We start from the raw sequence: 21,042 nt of genomic DNA on the forward strand, positions 1-21,042 counted from the left end.
CGTTTATGGCAGGTACACTCCGACCCTGGTTCGGCGCATTGATCGGCGGGCTGTTGTTGCTTGGCCTTGGCGGTTGCTCGCCGGTCGGGCTGCTCAATGCGCTGACCCCGCAGGCGTCCTTCACCCGCACCGCCGGGATTGCCTATGGTGAGGATCCGCGGCAGAAGCTCGACGTTTATGTCCCCCGGCATCCGCTCGATGACGCGCCGGTAGTGCTGTTTTTTTACGGTGGCAGCTGGAACAGTGGCGTGCGCGAGGATTACACCTTCGTCGGCGAGGCATTGGCCTCGCAGGGGATTGTCGCGGTCATCGCTGACTATCGGCTGTATCCGCAAGTGCGCTATCCATTGTTTCTTGAGGACGGCGCACTTGCTGTGGCGTGGGCCCGCACCCACATCTCCACGTTTTCCGGCAACCCGCAGCGCTTGTATCTGATGGGCCACAGCTCTGGCGCCTACAACGCGGCGATGCTGGCGCTGGACCCGCGGCTGCTGGCAGCGGTGGGCATGTCGACGAGGGATCTCAGTGGCTGGATCGGTCTGGCCGGGCCGTACGATTTTCTGCCGATCGAGAACCCCGACGTGCGCCCGGTGTTTTTCTGGCCGGACTCACCGGCGCAATCGCAGCCAATCAATCAGGTCCGTCGGGGTGCGCCGCCAGCCTTGCTGATCGCCGCGACCGAGGATGAATTGGTCAACCCGACACGCAACACCGGCGGCCTCGCGAAAAAACTGCGCGAGGCGCAGGTGCCGGTGCAGGACCTGTATTACTCGCGCCCCGGCCACGTGACGCTGGTGGCGGCATTGTCGCGGCCGTTGCGGCACCTGGCGCCTGTGCTGGAGCAAATCGTCGGTTTCATCAAGCACACGCCGGGTCAGTGAGCGGCGCCGCTGAACCAGCCATCGCTTCGTTTGAGATACCAGGCGATTGCGCCCAGTGTCAGGCTGCGCAACACCATGAACAACAGGAACGACAGCCACAACCCGTGATTGCCCAGAGCTTGCAGCGCCCAGGCGAACGGCAGGAGCAGGGCAACGGTCAGCAGCATGCCGTTGCGCATTTCCCGCGCACGGGTAGCACCGATGAACAGGCCGTCGAGCAGATAACTCCACACAGCGATCAAAGGCAGCACGGCGAGGTAGGGCAAGTAGATGAAGGCTGTTTCGCGCACACTTTGGATATCTGTCTGCATTTCGATGAACAAATGCCCGGCCAGCATAAACAGGGCGGCAAAGCCCAGACTGGCAATCAGTGACCAGCCACCGGCAATCACCAGAGAGCGGCGCAAGGCCAGGCGGTCCCGGGCGCCGATGGCATGGCCGCATAACGCTTCAACCGCATGAGCCAGACCGTCCAGTGCGTGTGCGGTGAGCAGCAAGCCGTTGAGCAGCAGCGCATTGGCAGCGACCGTCGCATCGCCGAGCCGCGCGCCCTGAACGGTGATCATGAAAAACACCGATTGCAGCGCCAGGCTGCGGATGAAGATGTCGCGATTGACCGCCAGCAACGGACGCCAGCTCTGCCAACGCTGTAACGCCGCCCAGACGATGTGCCCCGGATATGCGCGCAAGGCCTTGCGCGTCAGCAGCAAGCCGAGCAGGGCGCCGCTCCACTCGGCAATCACCGAGGCGCGCGCCGAACCGACCACACCCCAATCCAGACCGATGACGAACCACAGATTGAGCGCGATGTTGATCAGATTGGTGGTCAGCAGAATCGCCAGCGGCGCCCGGGCGTTTTGCGTACCGAGAAACCAGCCGACCAATGCGTAACTGGCGAGCGCTGCCGGCAGGCCAAACAACCGCGTATGGAAGAAGTCGCGAGTCAGTTGATCGAGCTCCGCAGACGGTTGCATGAAGTGCAGCGCAACGCCGCTGAGCGGTACGCCGAGCGTGCCCAAGACCAGCGCCAGGCCCATCGCCAGCAGTAAACCCTGCAAGAGAATCTGGCGCAGCGCCGCACCGTCGCTACGTCCGGCGGCTTGCGCGGCGAATCCGGTGGTGCCCATGCGCAGGAAGCCCATGGCCCAGGCAAGAAACGTGTACAGGCTGGCGCCGACCGCTACGGCGCCCAATTGATGGGCATGGGGCAAATGGCCGACAACGGTACTGTCGACAAGCGCCACCAGCGGTACGGAAATATTCGACAGGATCATCGGCGCGGCGAGCGCCCAGACCTTGCGATGGGTCGAGCGATCGCGCCAGTCGGTAATCAGGTTGGACATGCAGGCTCCTTGGGGGAGCGGGGATTGTAACGATTAACGCGATCCCTTGTAGGAGTGAGCCTGCTCGCGATAGGTCGGCCCAGTGACAACAGCGTCGAATGACCCACCACTATCGCGAGCAGGCTCACTCCTACAGGGTTTTATGGTGTCAGTGGATAATCCAGCTCAACAACCACAACCCCAACAGCAGCCAGATGATCCCGGCGATGATTGACGCGTTCATGAACGCGCGGATCGCCGACCACAACAGCATCAGCCCGACGATCAGCGCGATGATGCTGATGATCGATGTGTCCATTCCCAGCGTCTTCGCCAGACCGTCGACGAAGTTGCCGCCGGCATTGCTCAGCATATTGAAAAGCCCGCTGAGGCCATCGACGATAAAGCGGATGACCGACCCGAGCGCCTGGCCGAGCCATTCGAAAAAGCTTTCTACCTGCATGTGTGCATCCTGATGAAAGAGCTGATCCTTGGGCAGCCATTGACGTGGCCGAGTTCCGTGCCCGAAGTATGGCTCAACGCCGCGCCGAACGGAAAACCTGTAGGAGCTGCCGCAGGCTGCGATCTTTTGATGTTGTTTTTGCAGATCAAGATCAAAAGATCGCAGCCTTCGGCAGCTCCTACAGGTTGTTTGCTGGCGGTCAATCCGGGTAACAATTCAGCCCCGCGCCCCACTGTCTATTCTGACGCTCTCGATACGTTCAACCGCAGGACCCGCAGCATCAGTTTCAGCTACGAACTCTGATTCCGTATAGGAGCTGCCGCAGGCTGCGATCTTTTGATGTTGTTTTTTTGAGCTCAAGATCAAAAGATCGCAGTCTGCGGCAGCTCCTACATGGGCCTTGCCTTCAGCTGGCATCCGCTTGAAGCTATACGCCTTCAGGAGAACCCGATGAACCTTGTTGAACTGACCGAACGCCTGCACGCCATTCGCGATCGCAATGACTGGCGGCAATTTCACAGCCCGAAAAACCTCGCCATGGCCGCCAGCGTCGAGATGTCCGAACTGGTGGAAATCTTCCAGTGGCTGACGGAAGACCAGTCGCGCCAGTTGTCCGCCGACCAACTCGCCCACGCCGGCCAGGAAGTCGGCGATATCGTGCTGTACCTGTTGCTGCTGTGCAGCGAGCTGGGCCTGGACATGAATGAAGTGGTACGGGCCAAGCTCGCCGACAGCGAACGGCGGTTCAGCTGATGAGCGACCGGCATTTCGATCAGTTGGCGACGCGTTTCGCCGAAAAAATCTATGGCGGCGCCAAAGGTGCGATTCGCCTCGCGGTGTTGCAGGCCGACCTCGCTGAAGCGTTGCCGGATCGCCCGCTGCGGGTGCTCGATATCGGCGGTGGTCTCGGTCACATGTCGCTGTGGCTCGCCGAGCGCGGCCATCAAGTGACCTTCACCGAACCGGCCGAACCGATGCTCGAAGGTGCGCGCCAGCGTTTCGCCGAAGCCGGACAAACCGCAACGTTCATCCAGGCGCCGTGGCAAGAACTGCCCGGCCAGCTCCCCGAACCGTATGACCTGGTGATCTGCCACGCCGTGCTCGAATGGCTGGCCGAACCCCACGCGATTCTGCCGGTGCTGCATCGACTGACCAAGCCCGGCGGCTGGTTGTCGCTGGCGTTCTACAACCGCGACGCGCTGATCTACCGCAATCTGCTCAAAGGCCATTTCAAGAAAATGCGCAAAAACACCATGGCCGGCGAAAAGCAGAGCCTGACCCCGCAGCAACCGCTCGATCCGCGGGAACTGGCAACGCAACTCGAAGGCCTGTGGCAGGTCGAAACCCAGAGCGGGATCCGGGTTTTCCACGACTACATGCCGGTGGAGTTCCAGGCCCGCGCCGAACTTGTGGATTTGCTCGAGATGGAGCTCGCTCACCGTCGCCACCCAAGCTTCGCCGGGCTTGGGCGTTATCTGCACTGGATCTGTCGGCCGGTCTGAACGGAGTGCGAAATGAAAGCTCACTGCGGATTAATGCTGATCTGTCTGGGGTTGGCTGCCTGCCAGGGCAGCAACCCGTACGTGGCGCAGTCGCGGCCTTTGCCGCCAGCGCCGCCGCATGCTGCCAACACCTTTGACCGCAGCGCATATCCGGCAGCGCCGCGCGATTACGGGCGCTATCGCAGCTGGGCTTGGCTCAATGGCCAATTGCCGCCCGGCACGGCGTGGGCGGATTCGGCGCAGGTAGCCGAAGCCGTGAGCAATGCGCTGGATCAGCGTGGCCTGCGGCCGTTGCATGACAACCGTCCGGCTGATTTGTTGGTCAGCGCTCAATTGAGCCTGCAAACCCGCTTGCGCCAGGAGCGGGACGATTACGGCTACTACGGTGGATACGGCGGGTACAGCGGCTACGATCGTTACGGGCGCGGTTATGGCATGTATAACAGCGTGCCGATCGTGCGCACCTATTCGGAACAGGTCGTGGTTGTGCAGGTCGATCTGTTCGATGCCGGCACCGGCCAGCCAGTGTGGAGTGCCAGCGCTGAAACCGGGGCCCGAGGTGGTCAGATCGAACGCACCGATTCGATTCGCGAGGCTGTGGAAAAAGCCCTGTCGGCGTATCCTCCGAGTTAGCTTCCTGCCTATGAGTGGAGAAAGATCATGTTGCGCCGTCTCGCTTTACTGGCCATGGCCGCGCTGCTTAGCGCCTGCGCTTCCAACCAGGTCAATCATGACTTCGATGCCAGCCGCGACTTCGCGGCTTATCGCAGTTGGAGCTGGAAAGATCCCGCCCTGCAATATCGCCCCGATGACCCGCGCATCAAGAGTGATCTGACCGAGCAACGCATCCGCCAGTCGGTCGCCGACCAGCTCGATCAACGTGGCTTGCGTCCTGCTGCGGCTGGTGCCAAGGCCGATTTGAGTGTGCAGACTTACCTGATCGTCGAGGATCGTCAGCAGCAAGTGACTACCAACTACGGCGGCGGGTGGGGTGGCCCGTGGAATGGCTATTGGGGCGCACCGATGTACAACGAAACGCGCAACATCACCTACAAGGTCGCGACCATTCAGATCGACTTGCTCGACGGCAAGGACGGCAAACTGGTCTGGCGTGGCAGCGATGAGCAGATGCTTGCCAGCCGCCCGAACCCGGACGATCGCAGCAATGCGATTCGCGAGACCGTCGCCCGGATCCTCGCCAACTATCCACCACGCTAAGCCCCACACACAAATCCCCGTGTAGGAGCTGCCGAAGGCTGCGATCTTTTGATCTCGTTTTTCAAAACCGAGATCAAGATCAGGATCAAAAGATCGCAGCCTTCGGCAGCTCCTACACAGGGCTGGGCATGAGCCCCTTGTCTTCGATTGCTAGCCAGGCAGTTGCCAACAGTCCGTCTACACTCAATTCCACCAATGGAGGTAGCGCTCGGTAGTGCGCCGGCAAAGGAGTGCGCGATGTCGCCTCGTCCGCAATTGAACGGCCCGACGCGACAGCGAGGGGCGATTGGCTTGATGGCTGCGCTGACCTTGGGTCTGGCGCTGACGTGCATGGTGCTGGTGGTCGACAGTGGTCGGTTGTACATGGAACAGCGCCGCTTGCAGCGGGTGGTCGACGTCGCCGCACTAGAGTCGATTTCCCGTGGTGGCGATTGCCTGACGGGCGCCAGCGCCAGCGCATACGCTGCCGCCAGTGCGGCGCGCAACAGCTTCGACGTCACGCAAGGATCAACCCTCGCCGTAACCTGCGGCACCGTGCAAACCGCACCGAACAACCTGCGCACTTTTGGCGCTGATGCCAGCAAAAAAGAAGCGATCAGAGTGGTCGCCACCCACGTCGTGCCGACCAGTGTCGCCGCCGCGCTGTACGGCTTGTTTTCTCCAGGAAGTGTTGCTGCGACAACCCGGCTAAGCGCCACCGCGGTTGGCGCCGCCGCCATTCTGCCGCCGCAAGCCCAGCTGACGCTCGGCAGTACGCTGGTCAGCGTAGACGCGAGCAAATCGGCCGCGCTCAATGCGTTGTTCGGGCAAATGCTTGGCGGCAATCTCAACCTCAGCGTCGCCGGTTGGCAAGGCCTGGTGAACTCGCAGATCAATCTCCTAAGTTATCTCAATCAGTTGGCCATCGACGTGAATGTCCAGGCCGGCAATTACAGTCAACTGTTGAGCCAGAACATTCAGGTCACTCAACTGATTGACACCGCCATCACCGTGTTGACCAAGGGCGGCACCACCACCAGTGTGGCGGTCGACGGCCTGCTCGGACTGAAAGCGGCGGTCAGCGGCACGGCAGTGACGCTCGGCCAATTGCTGCAGATGCAGACTGGTGCCACATCGGCGGCGCTCAATGCCAACCTGCAGGTGTTCCAGTTGCTCGAAGCGGTGGTGCAAGTTGCCAACAGCCAGAACGCTGCAACAGCGACAGTGCCATTGAGCATTCCGGGGCTGGTCAATGGCTCGGTGAAGGTCAAAGTCATTCAGCCCCCGCAGCTCACAGCCGTCGGCAACCCGATGCTGGCCAAGGCCGATCCCATGGGCGCCAATCGCATCTACGTGAAAACTGCGCAGGTGCGCACATTGATCTCGCTCAACCTGCCGGTGCTGTCCAACGTGGCCGGGCTTGCCAGCGCTATTACCAGTACGCCGCTGGTGGGCGGGCTGACAGATACGCTGAACAATCTGTTGCACCTGAATATCGCCGGTACGCTGAACTCGTTGTTCTGCACGTTGGGGGGCACCTGTCAGCGCACCCATTTGCAGATACTGCCCACGTCCACCATCGATGTCTTGCTGGAGGTCGCGGCCGCCGACAGCCATGTCACCGATTTCAACTGTTCGAGCGACGCGACACGGAGCCTGACCACGCAGACCAACTCCTCGCTGGTGAAACTCAAGGTGGGCAGAATCGACCCGGCCAATGCGTTCTCTGCGGTGGCGGATGTTCCCGTGCTCCCCTTGGCCCTGATTGACGTCGGGGTCATCACCTGCACCATCCCCCTGCTCGGTCTGGGCCAGCCCAGCTGTGATGCGAACTCGCGCAAAGCGTTCTACGGCGGAGGTCTGGGCGTGAAAGTCGACACCTCGGTGGCCAGCACGCAGAACGTCCACACCTATAGTCAGCCTCCGGAAATCAAGCAGCCGCCGCTCAACTACAGTTTCGGCACGCAAGGTTTGGTCAATAGCCTCAAAGGCACCTTGAGCGGGGTTCAGGTTCAGGCCTACAAACCCACCGGTTCGAGCCTGCTCGGCGGTTTGCTGGCGACCACCGCTGACGTGCTGGCGGGCGTCAACAGTACGCTTGGCGTGGCCATCGACAACTTGCTCAGTCCGGTACTCGACCCGATCCTTGACGGCTTGCTCGCCAACCTCGGCATCACCTTGAACAAGGTCGACGTCGGCGCCAACCTGAGCTGCCGCCCACCCGGCCAACCGACGCTGGTGATCTAATCGTTCGACACAATCGGCAATTCGATGCAGAACCGTGCGCCTTCCTCGCCATTGCGTACGGTCAGGCGCCCGCCCATGTTTTCGATGATGCCGTAGCTCACCGACAAGCCCAGGCCGGTGCCGACGCCCACCGGTTTGGTGGTGAAAAACGGTTCGAAAATACGTTCCAGCAACCGCGGGTCGATGCCGCCGCCGTTGTCCTCGACCCACAGCCGCACGACATGCTCATCGCGCTCGGCATGCAGGGCGATCCACGGCTGCAAGTCGCGGTTGGCCTCACGTTTGCTCAACAGTGCGTCGCGGGCATTGACCATCAGGTTGATCAGCACTTGCTCGAGCTGATCGACATAACCGCGCACCTCAGTCTGGAACTCGGCTTCTTTGATCCGCAACTCAACGCCTTTGCCACGCAGGCCCTCGGCCAATAGCGAGAGCGTGCCGTCGATGGCATCGAGGGGGTTGAAGGGGTGCTGTTCGATTTCCGAGCGGCGGCCGAACACGCGCATGTGATCGACCACGCGCGCCGCCCGTTGCACCTGCGCGTCGATGCGCTTGAGTTTGTCGGTCAGATAGTCAATCTGCGCATCACCGTTGCTCAAGCGCTTGAGCACATTGACGATCGCCATGCGCATCACGTTCAGCGGCTGATTGATCTCGTGAGCCAGGCCGGTGGCCATTTCACCGAGGGTGGCCATCTTCGCGCTTTGCGTCAGTTGCTGCTGCGCGCGGCGCACTTCGGTGTTGTCGCGGCCCACCGCTTGCACTTCAAGCAGGCGCCCGTGCTCGTCAAACACGCCGCGATCCGACCAGACCCACCATGCATGCTCGCGCCCGGGCAGGCGCAGGTTGATTTCGGCGGTACTCACTGGCAGTTCCGGCGTCAGTTGCGCCAGGCGCTGGACGAACGCTTCGCGTTGTTCGGCAGACATCCAGTTGCCCAGATCGACGCCGGGCAATTGCTCCGGCCCGCACTCCAGATAGGTCGCCAGCGGCCGGTTGCCAAAGGTCAGCGTCAGGTCTGGGCGGTAGCGGCAAATCATCGCCGGGGAATCTTCGACGAGCATCCGGTAACGCTCTTCGCTGGCCTTGACCTGTTCGGCAGCGAGCGTCGCGTCAGTAACGTCGAGCCACAGGCCCACCGCTTCGACGGGCAGGCCAAGATCGTCGCGCAACAGCTTGGCTTCGTCGAGCAGCCAGTGCGCCTGGCCCTGACGGTCGATAACGCGATAACGAGCGCTCACCGAACCCTCGCGCAACAACTGACGCGTGCGCTCGAAATAGCGCGGACGGTCTTCGGGATGCACGTGTTCCACCAGTCGGCCATCGGCACAATCGGCAAGACTCCAGCCGAGCAATGGTTGCAGACTGGCGCTGAAGAAGGTGGGCTGCAGCGCCCCTTGATCGTAGCGCTGGACATAAATCACCGCAGGCGAGCTGGCGATCAGGTTGTCCAGCCGCGCATGGGCGGCGGCGGCCTGCTGCTGTTGGTTCTTGATGTCGCTGATGTCGAGCATGAATCCCGCCAGTCGGCGTTCGGCGCCAGTGCCCAGCGCCCGGCCTTGCAGGCGATACCACAGCGGTATCGGTTGCTCCGCGGTTTGCAGGCGCACGCACAACTCCAGCGGTGTGCCGTCATCCTCCAAGGCTTGCAAATGGCTGCGCAGTTCCGCGCGGTCGGCACGATGCACGAGGCTGAACCAGTCCTCGAGCGGAATCCGCTCTTGCGGCAAACCCAGACTTTGCGCCAGTGTCGGCGCCAGTTGCACCGCGGCGCTGGCACTGTCGACTTCCCACCAACCGGTGCCGAGCAACGCTTGCAAGGTTTCCAGACGTTCCTGTTGCAGCTGATGTCGATGCTCGCGCAGACGCTCGAGCAACGGCGCGACTGCCGCAGCGGCCAATAGCAGCCAGTCGGAATCGCCGACGTCAGGCGCCTGTTTCGCGGCGTTGTAACCTGCGCAGAGCAACCACGCCGCCACGCCTTGGGCATCGCGGTAAGGCACGGCAAACGCCTCATTCGGACCGATCAGCGCACTCAGGCGCGGCTGCTCATGCGCCAGCAAACGTTGTGGCAGCGCACCATTCAGGCTGTCGAGCGCAGTGCCCAGAAATTGCTGATCGCGCCACAGCTGCACTGCGCCCGGCGCCGCATAATGCTGATGAACCTGCCAGCCTTGGCTTTGCTCGTCGAGCAACACCAGCGCCAGGCTGGGGATATGCAAATACTGGCTCAGCCGCTGCAACTGTTCGTGCAGAACCTCCGGCAAGCGGGCGACGCTGCCGAGGCGCAACTGATCGCGGATCTGTGTGGCCAGCCGCTGACATTGTTCACGGCTGCGCGCGTGCTGGCGTTCGCTGAGCAGGTCACCGATGTCCAGCAACTGCAAAATCCAGCCGTCAGCTCGCGCCTGTACCCAGCCGCGCACCTGCAACGGTGGGCCCGCGAGGCTGACGAAATCGAGGTCGAGCAGCTGCCCTTGCCAGTCGGCTGGTCGACCTTCCACCGTCAAGCGACTGTGCGGCAATAAATATTCCGAAAGCGGCGCCGCAGCTTTGCTGGAGACGGGCTGCGCGAGCGAGTGGCGCAACGGCCCGTCGAAATGACTGACGTAGCCATCGCTGTCCAGATACACCTGCAGACCGACGCCGGATACTGCCGCGACGCCCGGGGTCTGTGGTGTGTCCGAAGGTCGATTGAGCAGGCGAGCGAGCAACTTGTCGGCGGAATTCAAAACTGCAGGCTCGACGAGGCGCGCAAAGTGGCGGGCAGGCGCGGCACCGAACCAATCCCCGGCAACACCAGAAACGGCAGCGCCTGATTCAACTTGCTGGTGGGATAGTTGATGGTCACGGTGAGCACGCCACCGACATAGGTGACGGTACTGTCCGCGGCGGCATTGAAGTTCAAGGCGCCGGGAAGCCAGGCCAATTGCCGGGTCAGCTCGGTTCTGGCGGTGGCTGTGACGGCGGCGGGGTAGTTGGCAGTGGCCGGATCAAGCGCGACACTGCGGCGCACCGCTTCAGCCGTCGATTCGTTGAATGACTGCATCAGCAACAGCGGCAAGCTGTAGCTGACCAGGCCATAGAACACGGCAAAAAAGATCACGAAGACCAATGCGAATTCAATCGCGACAGCGCCTTTTTGCTTGCGGGGGAGGGCGGTTTTCATCAGTGCGTCTACCCTGACATTCACTATGTAACATCAGCATAGAATCAATCGGCCAAAACGGACGTTTTTTACCGCATGCATGGCTTTGTCTTACTGGTCTGGCTGACACTTTGCGCGGCGCAGGATGCCCGCCAACGGCACATCAGCAACGCGCTGACGTTGGGCGGTGGCGGTTTGGCGTTGGGGTATCTGCTGTGGACCGGCAACACCTGGCTTGGCGCCGAAGCCACACAGGCTGCCTGGGCGTTTTTGCTGGCGCTCGCGCTAACCCTTCCCGGATATGTGCTCAAACGTTTTGGCGCAGGCGATGTGAAATTAATGACAGCTCTGGCGCTTGCGACGGACGGCACGCATTTGCTCGGCGCATTTATCGGTGCCGCGCTCTCCAGTGTTTTGTGGATAGTGCTGGTGCCAAAAATCTGGCCGCATATGAGTCAAGGGCTTAGAGAACATCTTCGATATCTGGCGCCTGCAATGTCAAAAAAGCTGCCATTTGCGGCCTTCGTGCTGGCGGGAACAGCGCTGACGTTGATTTGGATCCACTAGTCGCCGACCGCTTCCAATCCTATGTACATAGTCAAAAAGTGAGTCTACTTTCAATGTGACGCGTTACGGCATTGCGCTGTGAGTATCGGAACGGTCAGCCTTTTGACCTGGGCATGGAGTCGCATGTGAACAAGCTTACGTCTGCAACGAAAGTTCTGGTGGTCGACGATCAACCACTGATTGTTGAAGAACTCTGCGAGTTTCTCGAGAGCAGCGGCTACCGTTGCGTGCCTTGCGAATCGAGCCGGCAGGCGATCGAACAATTCATCGAAGACCCGGCCATTGGCCTGGTGCTGTGTGACTTGCACATGCCGGACATGGACGGCATTGAGCTGGTGCAGGAACTGCAGCGGTTATCGGGCAAGCATCGGGCGTTCGAAGCGATCATGCTCACCGGGCGCGCCGACAAGCAGGACGTGATCAAGGCATTACGTGCCGGGATCGCCGACTACTACCAGAAACCGATTGATCTCGAAGAATTGCTCGAAGGTCTGCAACGCCAGGAAACGGCTTTGCAGGAACGGCAGAAAACCCTGCAATTGGGCCATCTGAACCAGAAGCTGCAATTTCTCTCCGAGTCGATCAACGACCTTTACCAGGACCTCGATAAAGTACGCCGCAACCCGGCGCCGGCCAGTGACGACTCAGCAGCCACTGTCGAGGGACTGGAAATGCCGGCGATCTTCAACCAGCTGTCGCCACGTCAGCTGGATGTTGCGCGGTTGGTCGGCAAAGGCCAGACCAACTATCAGATTGCCTGTGAGCTGGGCATTACCGAAAACACCGTCAAACTCTATGTCTCGCAAGTGCTGCGTCTGACGCATATGCACAACCGCACGCAATTGGCGCTGGCGTTGTCACCGAGCAATTCCGGGCGCCACCACGTGACCGCGCACTGATCGCTGCCAGCCGCCATTCTGCTGGGCTCATGCCTCAGCCGCATGCCTGTCAGCCGAGGGACGCTTTCGATTTGGGAAACAGGTTGTCGAGGGTTTCCAGCAGGCGTACGTGATAGATCGGTTTGCGGAACAGATCCAGCACCTGCAGACGCAGCATGTCGCTGACATCCTCCATATCTGCGTGCCCCGACATGACGATCACGGGTAGATGCTCACGGGAAGTATGTTCGCGCAGGCGTCTTATCAGCGACATGCCACTTTCTTCGGGCATGCGCAGATCAGTGATCACCAGGGCGATATCGGGATGGCGGGTGAGGAGGTGCAGCGCGAGTTTCACTGACGTCGCGGTATGACAGGCGAAGCCTTCGCCCTCCAGCAACTCCGCAAGTTCCAGCAGTGCGTCCTCTTCATCATCGACGAGGAGCAACTGCTGGCGCGGAGTGTGTGAGGAGGTCATAGGCAACACCTGCAATGGACTGAGTGTTGACGTTAGAACTCAATGGCCGCGTTGACAAGTCATCCACCAAGTGCCTCCAGGATTTGCTGAAGGATAGCGGTGACCCGAGTGCCGATTCCGGCGCCGAATGCCGCGATGACCAAAGCCACTAACCCCACTACCAAGGCATATTCGATTGCTGACGCACCATCGGTGTCTTTCGCCAAGCCTTTGAAAAAGGCAATTTGCGATTTGATTTTTTTCTGCGCAACGCGGACATACGACATATGAATTCTCCTTAAAGCATTTCAGGCGTTGCGCGTTCGCAACATGATCTCCCTGTGCCAGCATCCTCAGCATTGTCGGCATTGCCTGACTCAACAACTGTAAGAACGAATTAACGCGAAAGTAGTAGTGGCATAGCTGGCCGTGAAAAAACCATGTTTGGCGCTTTAGCCTCCTACTTTCGTTGGATATTTCGCCACCGTTAATGGCGTTTTGTTCGCGCTGGACTACCGTTAAATAGCGAAATAGTTACTTGTTCATAGCTGCCTGATTGCGCATATGTCTCGATGGAATTCACGGGTCATTGCAAACGAAACAACGCAGCAGGAAAGGGAGAGCCGTCATGAACAGTCGCGTCACCCTGGGCCTTGCCGGATTGTTTCTGCTGGGTGCCATTGTCGCTGGATATTGGGGGCTGACCTTGAGCCGCCAAGCGCCCGGCGAGCCGGCCGCAGCGCCCGTTGTCGGCGCTGTCATCGCGCCAAGCGCCGAGCCCGCGCCAGCGGTTGAAGACCCGACCCGCCAACCGGTCGTGGTGCTGCTGCGCGATATCGCGCCATTCGTGAAAATCACCGCTGCCGATGTCACCGTGGAAAAACTGCGCACTGCTCCCGCCGGCAGCCTTAACGCCGTCGAACAAGTCATTGGTCGCACGCCATGGCGTGCCCTGAGTGCCGGCAGTTGGCTGACAGAAGAGAGCTTCCAGGCAGGCGGCCAATTGGCGCAGATGATTCGTCCCGGCGAAGGCGCACTGGCCGTGGCGGTGGATGAAGTGATCAGTGCGGGCGGCCAATTGGCGCCCGGCGATTACGTTGATGTGCTGCTGTTTCTGCGCAGGGACGAAAACACTGCCCAGGCCTCGGCACAACTGGTAGTGCCCGCGGTGCGCGTGCTTAGCGTTGGTGGTCACCAGGGCCTGACCAACGACGGGCAACCGGCCAGTCCGGCGCGCACTGACGAAGAACGTCTGAAACAGGAACAACAACGCATGGCCGCGCGCAGCGTGGTGCTTGCCGTGCCGCAACCGTTGCTCAGCCGTTTGATGCTCGCCTCTAACGCCGGCGTACTGCGCCTCGCGGTGCGCAGCGCCGAGGAACAACAACTGGCGAAATACTGGGCGGGCGAAAACGATGCGGCGACTCGCCTCGATACACCGCGCCGCGATTTGCTGCAATTCAGTCAATTGTCGCTGACCCCCGCGCCAAGCCCCGTCGCGGCGGCTGGCCAATCGGTGGCGCGCAAACCTGGCGTGGAAATCATCCGCGGCGCGCAAACCATTCAATCCACTCCCTGATCCGAGCAAGGACGCCTTTTCATGCGCAAATGCTTTACGCCCCTGTTCAACGGCTTGTGCCGCGCCTCGCTGCTGAGCGTTGCCTCGATCGGCACTGCCGTCGCTGCTGCCAGCAACTGCGCGGCGCTCGGTCCGTTGCCAGCGACACTGGAAGTCGGCGAAGGCTTGCAGCAGGCGCTGCAATCACCCGTGCCGATCACCCGAGTGGCGGTGGGCGATCCGAAGATTGCCGATGTGCTTGTGACCGGTGATCAAGGCCTGTTGCTCACCGGCGTCGCGCCCGGCGCCACCACTTTGATGATCTGGAGCGCCTGCGCCAGCGCGCCCCGCCAGAGCATGGTGTTTGTGCAGGGCAAGGCCAGCGCGGCGATGACCGCCGTCGCGCTGCCGGCAACTGGCGACTTGAACCTGCCGTCGCAAGTGCAGACCGACATCCGTTTTGTCGAAGTCAGCCGTACCAAACTGAAAGAGGCGGGCACGTCGATCTACGGCAAAGGCTCCAACAATTTCCTGTTCGGCGGGCCGGGCACGGTGCCAGGCACCGGCGTCAGGCCGGGTTCGGTGCCGATCATTGCGCCAGGCATTCCGTTGGCCAATGACATGTTCAATATTGTCTGGGGCGGTGGCAGCAGCAAATTCCTCGGCATCGTCAACGCGCTGGAAGGCAGCGGGTTTGCCTACACGCTGGCGCGGCCAAGCCTGGTGGCGCTGAGCGGGCAGAGCGCGAGCTTTCTTGCCGGCGGGGAAATTCCCATCCCGGTGCCGAGCGCCAACAGCAATAGCTATTCCATCGAATACAAGGAATTCGGCATCCGCCTGACCCTGACCCCGACGGTGGTCAGCAACGACCGTATCGCCCTCAAAGTCGCTCCGGAAGTCAGTGAGCTGGACTACAACAACGGCGTGACCATCGGCGGCACCACGGTGCCGGCGCTGACCATCCGCCGCACCGATACCAGCATCTCCCTGGCGGACGGTGAGAGCTTTGTCATCAGCGGTCTGATCAGCACTCGCAACGCGTCTGAAGTGAACAAGTTTCCCGGCCTCGGCGACATCCCGATCCTTGGCGCTTTTTTCCGCAACTCGTCGATCAATCGCGAAGAGCGCGAGTTGCTGATGATCGTCACGCCTCATCTGGTGCAGCCGCTGGCTGCCAATGCGCCGCTGCCTTCGCTGCCGGGAGAAAAACTGCGTAACTACGACCCGAACTGGTATCGCCTGTATTTCCTCGAAAACGGCAACTTCGATAAACGCAGCGGGTTATCGCAATGAGCCAGAGCCAAAGCCTGAGTCAGACCTTTCTCGCCATTACCCGCAACGACACGGATCTTGAGTGGCTGCAAGGTGCGCTCGCGCCGCTCGGTCAGGTCGTCAGCGCCGGCGGCAGTCTCGACGAGTTGCTCGCACTGGTCGACGTGACGTTCGCCAGCCTGGTGTTCGTCGGGCTTGATCGCGATCATCTGGTCGCACAAAGCGCGCTGATCGAAGGGGTGCTGGAAGCCAAGCCGATGCTCGCCATCGTCGCCCTCGGTGACGGCATGGATAATCAGTTGGTGCTCAATGCGATGCGTGCCGGTGCGCGGGACTTCGTTGCCTACGGTTCGCGTTCCAGCGAAGTCGCCGGCCTGGTGCGACGCCTCAGCAAGCGTCTGCCACCCGTGCCGGCCAACACTCAGCTCGGCGGGTTGACCGTGCTCTACGGCGTGCAAAGCAACGCGGACGGCGCACTGCTCGCCAATCACATGGCGCTGGTGGTGCAGAAGAGCGGCCAGCAAACGCTGTTACTCGATCTGGGCCTGCCGCGTGGTGACAGTCTGGCGCTGCTGGGGCTCGAGAGTTCGTTCCATTTCGGCGATGCGTTGCGGCACATGCGCCGTCTCGATGCGACGCTGATCGACAGTGCGTTCACCAGTGCCGAAGCCGGTCTGCGCATTCTCGCTTACGCCAGCGCCGACGAGCCGCTGGAGCGCACCAGTGCGGCCGAGTTGTATATGTTGCTCAGCGCTTTGCGCCAGCACTTCCAGCACATCGTGGTCAACCTGACCGGCCAGCCCGACAGCGAAGCGCTGCGCACTTTCGTCAGTCATTGCGACAAGTTGCTGTGGTACACCGATCAAAACGTCCTCGACTGCCGACGCAACCTTGCGGTGCTTAATTTGTGGCGCGAAAAAGGCATGAAACTCGACCATTGCCGGTTGCTGGTGGATCGCTATCTGCGCAGCGTCGCTCCAGATGCCGACACCCTTGGCAAGACCTTCGGGCTGGAAGTGATCGCGGTCCTCGCCTACAGCCCGGAGATCCGTCTCAATGCGAAAAACCAGGGCGTGAGCCTGTTTGAACTGGCCCCGCGTGAAGCCGTCAGCCAGAGCCTGCGCACCCTCGGCGAACGGCTGGCGAAACGCTCCGAAGGCCTGAGTAAACCCAAGGTCAGTTGGTTCGACCGTTTGCGAGGTGCGCCATGACGGGCGAGCAACTGTTCGGCGGATCGCAGCGCCCCGTCGCTGGCAACACTGACCACGATGGCCTGAAACTGGTGCTGCACCGCTACATCATCGACGCCATCGAGGAATCGGGGAAAAACCTGCTGGAGGGTTCGCGGCAGGTGCTATCGCAGTTCGTCATCGACAAGGTCGCCGAATACATCGCACGCCTGCACCTGGCGATTTCCCGTTACGAGATGGAGCGCCTGGCCGAAGAAATCGTCGACGAGCTGACCGGTTTCGGCCCGCTGGAAGTGCTGCTGCGCGACAGCGCCATCACCGAAATTCTGGTCAACGGCCCGCACCGCGTATTCATTGAACGCGACGGCGTGCTGCACCTCAGCGACCTGCGTTTCATCGACGCCCATCACGTTGAGCGGGTAATGCAGCGCATTCTCGCGCCACTCGGGCGGCGTCTCGATGAATCGTCGCCGATGGTCGACGCGCGCCTCCCCGATGGCAGCCGCGTCAACGCGATTATCCCGCCGATCGCCCTCGACGGGCCGTGTCTGTCAATCCGCAAATTTCGCAAAGACATGCTCAAGAGCACCGATCTGATGGCGATGCAAACCATCGATCAGGCGATCTACGACTTCATCGAAGAGGCGGTCGGCAAGCGCTGCAACATTCTTATCAGCGGCGGCACCGGCACGGGTAAAACCACCTTGCTGCACATCCTCAGCCAGTTGATCAATCCCCACGAACGGCTGGTGACCATCGAAGACGTAGCCGAATTGCAGCTCGGCCATCCGCACGTGGTGCGTCTGGAAACCCGCCCGCCGAATGCCGAGGGCCATGGCGAAGTGAAAGCCAGCGATCTGATCCGCAACGCCCTGCGCATGCGCCCGGACCGAATCATCCTCGGCGAGATTCGCGGCGTCGAAGTGGTCGACGTGCTCACGGCGATGAACACCGGGCACGACGGTTCGATGAGCACCGTGCATGCCAACAATGCCCAGGACGCCTTGCTGCGTCTGGAAACCCTGGTGGGCCTGACCGGGCGTGCCATCGCCGAGCGCACCCTGCGGCAGATGATTTGCGCCGCGCTCGATGTGATCGTTCAACTGACTCGCATGCCGGACGGCCGGCGCTGCGTCAGCGAAGTGGTGGAAGTGGTCGGCGTGCGCGATGACGTCTATGTCACCAACACGCTGTTCCGTCTCGATCGTCGCACCGGTGTGGGCTTCGTGCGCGAGGCGGTCAACCCGGCTGGCGACAAGTTGCGCCGCGAATCGACGCTGGCGTACTGAGGGCCGACGGCATGCTCAAACCGGCGTTGCTGATCATGCTTAGCCTGGCGTTACTGGGGCTGTCGTTGCGTCTGTTCTACAGCGGCTGGCGTCAGGGTGGCAACGCGCGGGTACTGGATCGGTTGAATCAGGGGCAACCGCAAATGACCGCGCAGACACTGCGCTGGGCGGGGCTCGAACGCGCGTTTCTGCGTGCCGGACTGGGCCGCCCGACGGAGCGCATCGGCCTGTGGTTGCTGGCGTGGGTCTTCGCGATGTTCATCGGTTTCGCCGTCGCCGGGTGGCTCGGTTTGCTGGTGTTGTGCGTGGTGCCACCGCTGGCCCTGCGCGGGTATGTCAGCTGGCGCTATCAACGTCGGCTGCGGCGCATGATCGAACAACTGCCGCAGTTGCTTGATCACACCGTGCGCAGCCTCAAATCCGGGCGCACGCTGGCCGATGCCGTGCTCGGTGGGATCGAGGCCAGTGATTATCCGCTCAAGGACGCCATGGGCCGGGTCCAGCGCAATGTGCAACTGGGCGTAAGTCTGCCCGATGCGGTATCGGACATGGCTGAGCTTTACGAGCGCGAAGAGTTTCGCCTGTTCGCCCTCGGCCTCAAGGTCAATCATCGTTACGGCGGTAATGCCAGCGAGCTGCTGGAGAACCTGATCAGGATGATCCGCGAGCGCGATCAGGGCGCACGCCAGTTGCGCGCGATGACCGGCGAAACCCGCCTCACTGCGTGGGTGCTGGGCCTGCTGCCGATCACCATGGCCGGGTATTTCCTCATAGCCAATCCGATTTATCTGGTCGCCATGTGGCACGACCCCTCCGGGCAGCGAATGCTCGCCACCGCGTTCGCCATGCAAGCGATCGGCAGTCTTTTACTCTGGCGGATGTTGCGCAGCCTATGACGACGCCATTGATGATCAGTGCCTTGCTGCTGCTCGGCGCGAGCCTGTTGTTGCTGCTCAGCCTTGCGCAACAGCGCCGTCGCGTCCGGCAGATCAGCCGCCGACTGGAAGGCGACCTGCTGCGGCAGAATCGCTTCGGCAATCTGCTGCAAGTGCTCGGCGACAGCCGCATCGGCCAGCGCAGCGTCAAACTCGACAACGAGACCCAGACCTTGCTCAACCGTCTCGGCTGGCGCAGCGTCCGTCAGCGTTCACTTTTCGCGGCCTGTCAGATCGGCTCGCCGTTATTGCTGCTGGCGCTGACCGTGCTGCTGCAATCGGTATTTTTCCCTGGTGTGGAAAAACCATGGATCGCGCCGCTGTTCGCCCTAGGCGTCGGCTATTTGTTGCCCAAGCGGCTGCTGGTGATCGCCGTCACTCGTCGTCGAAAACAATTGGCCAATGAGATCGGAACCTTCATTCCGCTGCTGCGCATCCTCTTCGAATCCGGCATGGCCGTGGAGCAGGCGCTGCGCGTGCTGAGCCATGAGGGCCGGGCTCTGCTGCCGGTGCTGACGCAGGAACTGCGGCTGGTATTGGGCCGTGTTGATTCCGGCCTTGAACTGGGTGAAGAACTGAACAAAGCCACGCAATTACTGGCGGTCGACGAATTCACCGACACCTGTGTGATCCTGCAGCAACTGCTCTATCAGGGCGGCGGCGCGATGAAGTCGCTGCTGGCGCTCAAGCAACTGCTCGACGACCGGCGCCTGACCCGCCTGCAGGAATACATCTCGAAAATGTCTGCAAAAATGTCCGTCGTGATGATGCTGTTTCTCTTCCCGGCGTTGTTGATTGTCTTGGCCGGCCCGGGTTTCACTGCCCTGGCGAAGGCCTTGGGTGCTTGAAGGAGTGGTGATGAAAGCAATGATTGCAGGCGTGTGTTTGTTGATGCTTGGTGGTTGCGCCAACACCGGGCAAAACCCCTGGCAAGCGCTGACCAGTAACGCCAGTTGCGCGAAGCTGAGTTCCGACCAACAGCTGTCCCTGAACCTGGCCGATGACATGGCCAACGATGGCAAGCTGCACGCCAGCCTGGCCAATCTGCAAAGCCTGCCGGACAACATAGCCGACGTGCGTTTGCGTAAAGCCAAGGTGTATCGCCTGCTCGGTCGCAGCGAGGCGGAGCCGCTGTATCGCAGTCTGCTCGGTTCCTGCCTGGCGGCCGAGGCCGAACATGGTTTGGGACAATTGGCTGCGGCCAGATCCGACTTCGGCCAGGCGCAGGCACATCTGCAACGTGCCGCACGCCTGGCGCCGACTGACGAAAAAATCCGCAATGACCTTGGCGTGGTTTACCTCAATCAACTGCGCCTCGAAGACGCCCGGTTCGAGTTTCTGACCGCGATGGAGCTCAAGCAGAACGACCAATTGGCGGCGCAAAATCTGGTGACATTGCTGTTGTATCAGGACGACTGGAACCGTGCTGCCGAACTGGTCAGTCGCCTGGGCCTGAGTCCGGCGCAATTCAGCGAAGCGCAAGGCCGCGCGGAAAAACTCAAGCTGCCAAACCGCTCCACTGTCGCCGTCACGGCATTGCTCAAATAAAGGAGACCTGCGATGAAAGCCGCGATTTTTTGCCTTGGCCTGCTGGCCTTGCCGCTGAGCAGCCACGCCATCGACGCCGGCCCGGCCTCTGCCCAGCAACAGGAAACCGAAGGCTGGCTGCTGCTGCAAAGCCGCAACAAGGTGGCTTCGCCGACCGTGCAGACTCAAACCCCGGCCGAACGCGAACTGACCATGCAGCGCTGGCTGAAAAGCTACGAGCATGAGATTCCGCAATTCTTCGACCAGGACGAAGGCGGGGAAATAGACAGTGGATCCGGGGGCTGATGTGAACATCGCCAGCAAATAAAATCCGCCCCTGTAGGAGCTGCCGAAGGCTGCGATCTTTTGATGTTGTTTTTCAAAAGCAAAATCAAAAGATCGCAGCCTGCGGCAGCTCCTACAGGGGATTAGAGTTGGTAGCTGAAACTGATGCTGTAGCGGGACCGGCGGTTGAAGATATTGAGGGCTTCAGAATAGACAGTGGATCGCGGGGCTGATTTATTCCCGATTGACCGCGCAACATCGCCCGCAAACGACCCTGTAGGAGCTGCCGAAGGCTGCGATCTTTTGATCTTGATTTTAAAAAAC

General features: G+C 61.1%; 23 protein-coding genes. 17 read left to right on the forward strand and 6 right to left on the reverse strand.

Annotation, left to right across the window (positions count from 1 at the left end; translation table 11 throughout):
• Positions 1-5: 5 nt before the first annotated feature.
• On the forward strand, positions 6-881 hold the full coding sequence (locus tag EL257_RS03135) for an alpha/beta hydrolase (protein WP_126359740.1): 876 nt from the start codon (positions 6-8) through the stop codon (positions 879-881).
• On the opposite strand, the gene EL257_RS03140 is transcribed toward EL257_RS03135, so the two are convergent.
• Both EL257_RS03140 and EL257_RS03145 read right to left on the reverse strand, forming a co-directional pair.
• The gene (locus EL257_RS03140; protein ID WP_126359742.1) at positions 875-2,224 is read right to left on the reverse strand and encodes an MATE family efflux transporter; all 1,350 of its coding nucleotides are present in this window, start codon (positions 2,222-2,224) and stop codon (positions 875-877) included. The two genes, EL257_RS03135 and EL257_RS03140, sit on opposite strands and share 7 nt — an antisense overlap.
• A gap of 148 nt (positions 2,225-2,372) precedes the next feature.
• A complete protein-coding gene (locus tag EL257_RS03145) occupies positions 2,373-2,666 on the reverse strand; it encodes a hypothetical protein (RefSeq protein ID WP_126359744.1) in 294 nt (97 codons plus the stop codon).
• Positions 2,667-2,678: 12 nt separating this feature from the next.
• Here EL257_RS03145 and EL257_RS03150 point away from each other — a divergent pair, with 12 nt between their 5' ends.
• The 6 genes from EL257_RS03150 to EL257_RS03175 all read left to right on the forward strand — a co-directional run bounded on the left by EL257_RS03150 (position 2,679) and on the right by EL257_RS03175 (position 7,612).
• The gene (locus EL257_RS03150; RefSeq protein WP_126359746.1) at positions 2,679-2,969 is read left to right on the forward strand and encodes a hypothetical protein; all 291 of its coding nucleotides are present in this window, start codon (positions 2,679-2,681) and stop codon (positions 2,967-2,969) included.
• Positions 2,970-3,116: 147 nt separating this feature from the next.
• Positions 3,117-3,419, forward strand: coding sequence for a MazG-like family protein (locus EL257_RS03155; protein WP_126359748.1), 303 nt, complete (start codon positions 3,117-3,119; stop codon positions 3,417-3,419).
• Entirely contained in the window at positions 3,419-4,168 is a 750-nt protein-coding gene (locus EL257_RS03160; protein WP_126359750.1) for a methyltransferase, read from the forward strand. The genes EL257_RS03155 and EL257_RS03160 overlap by 1 nt, the downstream gene beginning before the upstream one ends.
• Before the next feature lie 12 nt (positions 4,169-4,180).
• Positions 4,181-4,801 carry a DUF4136 domain-containing protein gene (locus tag EL257_RS03165; protein WP_126359752.1) on the forward strand — a complete coding sequence of 207 codons (621 nt, stop codon included), beginning with the start codon at positions 4,181-4,183 and terminating at the stop codon, positions 4,799-4,801.
• Positions 4,802-4,828: 27 nt separating this feature from the next.
• The gene (locus tag EL257_RS03170; RefSeq protein ID WP_126359754.1) at positions 4,829-5,386 is read left to right on the forward strand and encodes a DUF4136 domain-containing protein; all 558 of its coding nucleotides are present in this window, start codon (positions 4,829-4,831) and stop codon (positions 5,384-5,386) included.
• A gap of 237 nt (positions 5,387-5,623) precedes the next feature.
• Entirely contained in the window at positions 5,624-7,612 is a 1,989-nt protein-coding gene (locus EL257_RS03175; RefSeq protein ID WP_126359756.1) for a TadG family pilus assembly protein, read from the forward strand.
• On the opposite strand, the gene EL257_RS03180 is transcribed toward EL257_RS03175, so the two are convergent.
• Together EL257_RS03180 and EL257_RS03185 are read right to left on the reverse strand one after the other, a co-directional pair.
• Positions 7,609-10,344: an ATP-binding protein gene (locus EL257_RS03180; protein ID WP_126359758.1), complete on the reverse strand. Its 2,736-nt coding sequence runs from the start codon at positions 10,342-10,344 to the stop codon at positions 7,609-7,611. The genes EL257_RS03175 and EL257_RS03180 overlap by 4 nt on opposite strands.
• Entirely contained in the window at positions 10,341-10,781 is a 441-nt protein-coding gene (locus tag EL257_RS03185; RefSeq protein WP_126359760.1) for a TadE/TadG family type IV pilus assembly protein, read from the reverse strand. The genes EL257_RS03180 and EL257_RS03185 overlap by 4 nt, the downstream gene beginning before the upstream one ends.
• Before the next feature lie 75 nt (positions 10,782-10,856).
• On the opposite strand from EL257_RS03185, the gene EL257_RS03190 reads away from it, so the two are divergent.
• Positions 10,857-11,327, forward strand: a complete 471-nt coding sequence (locus EL257_RS03190; RefSeq protein WP_126359762.1) for a prepilin peptidase — start codon at positions 10,857-10,859, stop codon at positions 11,325-11,327.
• 125 nt (positions 11,328-11,452) lie between these two features.
• Complete coding sequence (locus tag EL257_RS03195; RefSeq protein WP_126359764.1) at positions 11,453-12,226, forward strand: response regulator transcription factor; 774 nt, start codon at positions 11,453-11,455, stop codon at positions 12,224-12,226.
• A 49-nt stretch (positions 12,227-12,275) separates the two neighbouring features.
• Here the strand turns inward: EL257_RS03195 and EL257_RS03200 are convergent, their stop codons facing one another.
• Positions 12,276-12,683, reverse strand: a complete 408-nt coding sequence (locus EL257_RS03200; RefSeq protein WP_126359765.1) for a response regulator — start codon at positions 12,681-12,683, stop codon at positions 12,276-12,278.
• A gap of 59 nt (positions 12,684-12,742) precedes the next feature.
• Positions 12,743-12,949 carry a Flp family type IVb pilin gene (locus EL257_RS03205; RefSeq protein WP_126359767.1) on the reverse strand — a complete coding sequence of 69 codons (207 nt, stop codon included), beginning with the start codon at positions 12,947-12,949 and terminating at the stop codon, positions 12,743-12,745.
• 341 nt (positions 12,950-13,290) lie between these two features.
• Here EL257_RS03205 and cpaB point away from each other — a divergent pair, with 341 nt between their 5' ends.
• Genes cpaB through EL257_RS03245 form a run of 8 tightly spaced genes read left to right on the forward strand, consistent with a single transcriptional unit; the run spans position 13,291 to position 20,739 of the window.
• Complete coding sequence (cpaB, locus tag EL257_RS03210; RefSeq protein WP_126359769.1) at positions 13,291-14,241, forward strand: Flp pilus assembly protein CpaB; 951 nt, start codon at positions 13,291-13,293, stop codon at positions 14,239-14,241.
• 21 nt (positions 14,242-14,262) lie between these two features.
• On the forward strand, positions 14,263-15,513 hold the full coding sequence (locus EL257_RS03215) for a type II and III secretion system protein family protein (protein ID WP_126359770.1): 1,251 nt from the start codon (positions 14,263-14,265) through the stop codon (positions 15,511-15,513).
• Complete coding sequence (locus EL257_RS03220) at positions 15,510-16,703, forward strand: AAA family ATPase (RefSeq protein ID WP_126359772.1); 1,194 nt, start codon at positions 15,510-15,512, stop codon at positions 16,701-16,703. Before EL257_RS03215 ends, EL257_RS03220 begins: the two co-directional genes overlap by 4 nt.
• Entirely contained in the window at positions 16,700-17,971 is a 1,272-nt protein-coding gene (locus tag EL257_RS03225; RefSeq protein ID WP_126359774.1) for a CpaF family protein, read from the forward strand. The genes EL257_RS03220 and EL257_RS03225 overlap by 4 nt, the downstream gene beginning before the upstream one ends.
• 11 nt (positions 17,972-17,982) lie before the next feature.
• Positions 17,983-18,867 (forward strand): type II secretion system F family protein, encoded by an 885-nt coding sequence (locus EL257_RS03230; protein WP_126359775.1) that lies wholly within the window; start codon positions 17,983-17,985, stop codon positions 18,865-18,867.
• Positions 18,864-19,754, forward strand: coding sequence for a type II secretion system F family protein (locus tag EL257_RS03235; RefSeq protein ID WP_126359777.1), 891 nt, complete (start codon positions 18,864-18,866; stop codon positions 19,752-19,754). Before EL257_RS03230 ends, EL257_RS03235 begins: the two co-directional genes overlap by 4 nt.
• 10 nt (positions 19,755-19,764) lie before the next feature.
• Positions 19,765-20,454, forward strand: coding sequence for a tetratricopeptide repeat protein (locus tag EL257_RS03240; protein ID WP_126359779.1), 690 nt, complete (start codon positions 19,765-19,767; stop codon positions 20,452-20,454).
• 12 nt (positions 20,455-20,466) lie between these two features.
• A complete protein-coding gene (locus EL257_RS03245; protein ID WP_126359781.1) occupies positions 20,467-20,739 on the forward strand; it encodes a DUF3613 domain-containing protein in 273 nt (90 codons plus the stop codon).
• Positions 20,740-21,042: the final 303 nt, after the last annotated feature.

Source organism: Pseudomonas fluorescens (genome assembly GCF_900636825.1).
Taxonomy (GTDB): domain Bacteria; phylum Pseudomonadota; class Gammaproteobacteria; order Pseudomonadales; family Pseudomonadaceae; genus Aquipseudomonas; species Aquipseudomonas fluorescens_BG.